Source organism: Brachyspira catarrhinii (assembly GCF_005518285.1).
GTDB lineage: Bacteria > Spirochaetota > Brachyspiria > Brachyspirales > Brachyspiraceae > Brachyspira > Brachyspira catarrhinii.
In genome coordinates this window covers 1-3,917 of record NZ_SJDU01000225.1, presented here as the reverse complement: position 1 = coordinate 3,917, position 3,917 = coordinate 1, and the positions used below count along the sequence as shown (strand labels likewise).

The 3,917-nt window shown below is 32.1% G+C and carries 4 protein-coding genes and 1 pseudogene; 3 read left to right on the top strand and 2 right to left on the bottom strand.

What is annotated here, in order from left to right:
- Nucleotides 1-465: pseudogene (locus tag EZH24_RS08435) on the bottom strand (DUF1957 domain-containing protein); the annotation flags it as partial.
- Between the two features lie 106 nt (nucleotides 466-571).
- A complete protein-coding gene (locus EZH24_RS08430) occupies nucleotides 572-955 on the bottom strand; it encodes a Fur family transcriptional regulator (RefSeq protein ID WP_137998720.1) in 384 nt (127 codons plus the stop codon).
- Between the two features lie 181 nt (nucleotides 956-1,136).
- Between EZH24_RS08430 and EZH24_RS08425 the strand changes: the two genes are divergently transcribed.
- The 3 genes from EZH24_RS08425 to dapB form a co-directional block, all read left to right on the top strand.
- Complete coding sequence (locus EZH24_RS08425; RefSeq protein WP_137998718.1) at nucleotides 1,137-2,336, top strand: M20 metallopeptidase family protein; 1,200 nt, start codon at nucleotides 1,137-1,139, stop codon at nucleotides 2,334-2,336.
- A 47-nt stretch (nucleotides 2,337-2,383) separates the two neighbouring features.
- Complete coding sequence (gene dapA, locus EZH24_RS08420; RefSeq protein ID WP_137998716.1) at nucleotides 2,384-3,268, top strand: 4-hydroxy-tetrahydrodipicolinate synthase; 885 nt, start codon at nucleotides 2,384-2,386, stop codon at nucleotides 3,266-3,268.
- On the top strand, nucleotides 3,265-3,917 hold a 653-nt coding region (dapB, locus tag EZH24_RS08415; protein WP_137998714.1), incomplete at its 3' end, for a 4-hydroxy-tetrahydrodipicolinate reductase. The genes dapA and dapB, both read left to right, overlap by 4 nt.

Here is a 3,917-nt window from a genome sequence, read left to right as displayed (position 1 = left end):
TGGGAAAAATCCATGCGTAGCTCCGCAGGTTATTATTTCCAAATTTCCTCTTTCCAAAAAATATCTGAATCCGTTTAAAAGATTTTTGCCGTATTTATAAACGAATATGTCTCTTATTCTATAAAATTTATCTCTATAAACTTCCGCAGTATGATGAAAATTAGAATCCAAAGAAGTTCTTTCGCATTCCATTTCCGCCAATTTTATTAACTTCTCTATATATTCCACATATCTGTTTTGAAGAAGTTCGTTTGCAAACATATTCATAAGAGGAGGAGTAATACTCATAGTGATTTTAAAATTCACGCCGTCATTAACCATTCTATCGTAAGAATCGAGCAATGGAATATAAGTTTCGGTAATGGCTTCGTATAACCATTCTTCCTCTAAAAAATTTTCATGCTCGGGATGTCTTACATAAGGCAAATGAGCATGCAATACTAAAGCTAAATAGCCTTTTGACATACATTATCCTTAAAGTTATTTGTTTTATTTATATATATTATAATCAAATTATTAGTTAAATCAAGACTTTATAAAAATAAATTTACGGTTTTTATTCGGCAAAATTTTAAGATTTACAAGACGGACAAATTCCTAAAAAAACAATATCATGCTTTATTATTTCCATATTATTTTCTTTAGATGCGATTTCGTCCAAAGATTTTTGATATCTCATAGGCATATCGAATAATTTTTTACATTTATCGCATTGAAAATGATAATGTTCTTCCGTTTTATGGTCGAATCTCACGGCATCGTCTATTATTGATATTTTTTGTATATCTTTATTTTCCGAAAGCAAATTCAAATTTCTATAAACCGTTCCTAAACTTATGGAAGGAAAATTGGGCTTTATATGATTATAAACCTCTTCCGAAGTGGGATGATTTTTCAATTCTCTAACGGCATTTAAAATAACCTGTTTCTGTATCGTGTTTCTCGTGTTATTCATAATAACCCCATAATTATTCAAATTATTAAATAATAATTTATAATTGATAATTAATATTATTTAGTAATATATTATATTTTATAATATTTGTCAATATGTTAAAACATAGCGATAAAATTTTAGTATATTTACATAAAAACGATTATAATATATTCTATTTATAATTATTAGGGCGATAAATATGATATATGATAACGATTTGATAAAATCCTCGCTTATTTCAATGAGAGAATTTTTGATTGATTTGAGAAGAGACATACATAAACATCCCGAATTAGGTTTTGAAGAAGTTAGAACTATGGAAAAAATTTCTTCCATTCTTAAATCTTTGAATATAAAACATAAAACTAAAATTGCAAAAACGGGAATAATCGCCGACATCGAAGGAATCGATAAAAATTTTACAATAGCTTTTAGGGCGGATATGGACGCTCTTCCAATGGACGATTTGAAAAAAGATTTGAAATGCGAATATGCGTCTGAAGAAAAAAGAAAATGTCATGCCTGCGGACATGATGTTCATATTGCGATTTTGACGGGAATTGCAAAATATTTTTCAGAAGTAAAACCTCCTTGCAATATTAGATTGATTTATCAGCCCGCCGAAGAGACAACGGGTGGCGCAAAACCTATGATAGACGAAAGCGCTTTGGATAATGTCAATGTCATTTACGGTTTGCATGTTCGCCCCGAAATAAAAGCGGGACAAATAAGCGTGAAATACGGAGTTATGTATGCAAGCTCGAATATGTTCGATATTAAAATATATGGAAAATCTTCGCATGGCGCAAAATCATACGAAGGAATAGACGCGATAATTGTGGCATCGAATATTTTAAATCAATTGCATAATTTTGTATCGGCGTTTACGGACGGAAGCGTTAGACTTCATGTGGGAAAAATAAACGGAGGGCATGCAAGAAATGTTGTAGCCGATTTCGTTCAAATGGAAGGAATAATAAGAATGTTATGCGATGACGAAAAAAGAAAAAAAATATTGTCCGCTATAGAAAAAATAATTTTGAATACGGCAAATTCTTTTAATGCAAAAGCGGAATTTATAAATATGCCTTCCTATCCCGCATTGATTAATCATGCAAAAGCCGTTGATATTGTGAAAGAAAGCGGTTTTTCGGTATTGGGAAAAGAAAATGTTTTTATAGAAGAAAACGCGAATATGACTACGGAAGATTTTAGTTATTATCTTCAAAAAGTTTCGGGCGCTTTTTTTAGTTTGGGAGTTTCAAACGAAAATATAAATATTCCCATTCATAACGGACTGTTCGATATTGACGAAAGAGCGATAAATATAGGAGTTAATATTCAAATTGTTAATGTATATGAAACTTATAATAAAAAAGAATTGTTTATAAAAAATTAAAAATAAATTAAAATATAAGAATAAAAATTTGAAATAAGGAGATTAATATGTCATCATTATTTACGGGAGCGGGCGTAGCTTTGATAACGCCGTTTACAAAAGACGGGCAGGTTAATTATAAAAAATTAGCCGAACTTATAGAGTTTCAAATAGCAAATAAAGTTGACGCTATAATTGCCGCGGGAACTACGGGAGAGAGCGCGACTTTGACGAGAGAAGAGAGAATAGAAGTGATAAAATTCTGCATAGAAGTAACGAATAAAAGGACTATGCTTATCGCTGGAACGGGAACAAATGTCACGGCGACCGCGGTAGAACTTACGAAAAAATCCTACGAATACGGAGCGGACGCTATTATGGCTGTTACTCCTTATTATAATAAAGGAAACGACAGCGGACTAATAGATTATTTTACGCAAATCGCAAACGCGGCAAAATGCCCGATTATAATGTATAATGTGCCTTCGAGGACGGGAGTTAAACTTCCAATTTCGGTGATTAAAAAATTATCGGAAGTTTCAAATATAGAAGCGATAAAAGAAGCGAGCGGAGATATAAGTTATACGGCGGATATAGCGAGCGAAGTTCCTAATTTGGATTTATATTCTGGAAATGACGATATGGTGACTCCAATACTCGCTTTGGGAGGAAAAGGCGTAATATCGGTAACAAGCAATATAGTTCCTAAAGAAAATCATGATATGGTTATGAATTATCTAAACGGAAACATTAAAGAAGCGGTTAAAACTCAAATTCATTTTATAGATTTAATAAGAGCGATGTTTATAGAAGTTAATCCCGTGCCAATAAAATACGCTATGAATATACTCGGTTTTGAAGTTGGAGATTGTCGTTCGCCTTTGGGACCTTTAAGCGAAAAAAATAAAGAGCATGTGAAAGAGATAATAAAAAAATACGGAGTTAAAAAATGAAGATAATAATACATGGAACAGGAACGATGTCGTATATTTTAAAATCCGTTGCAGAATCCGAAGAAGATTTGGAGATAACGGGATTTGCGGACGAATTAACCGAAGAGAAAGGCGATGTAATAATAGATTTTTCGCATTTTTCGAGAATTCCTAATATGCTTAAATTTGCGGTTGATAATAATATTCCGATTGTGATTTGCACTACTGGTTATGACGATAAAATATTGAGTCAAATTAAAGAAGCGTCTTCTAAAATTCCAATATTACTTTCTTCAAACACTTCTATTGGAATAAATTTGATGAACGATTTGGTAAAAAAAATGTCGGCGGTTTTAAATAATTTCGATATAGAAATTTTGGAAACTCATCATAATAAAAAAGTCGATTCTCCGAGCGGGACGGCGAAAACTTTATTCAATATAATAAACGAAACTTTTGAAAATAAAATGAATATAGTAAACGGGCGCGAAGGAAATCATAAAAGAGATAAAAAAGAAATCGGCATGCATTCGATTAGGGGCGGTTCGGTAGTCGGCGAGCATAGAGTAATATTTTACGGAGACGATGAAGCGATAGAAATAAAACATACGGCAATGTCGAAAAAAATATTCGTTCTTGGAGCGATAAAAGCGGCTAAATTTTTGATTGG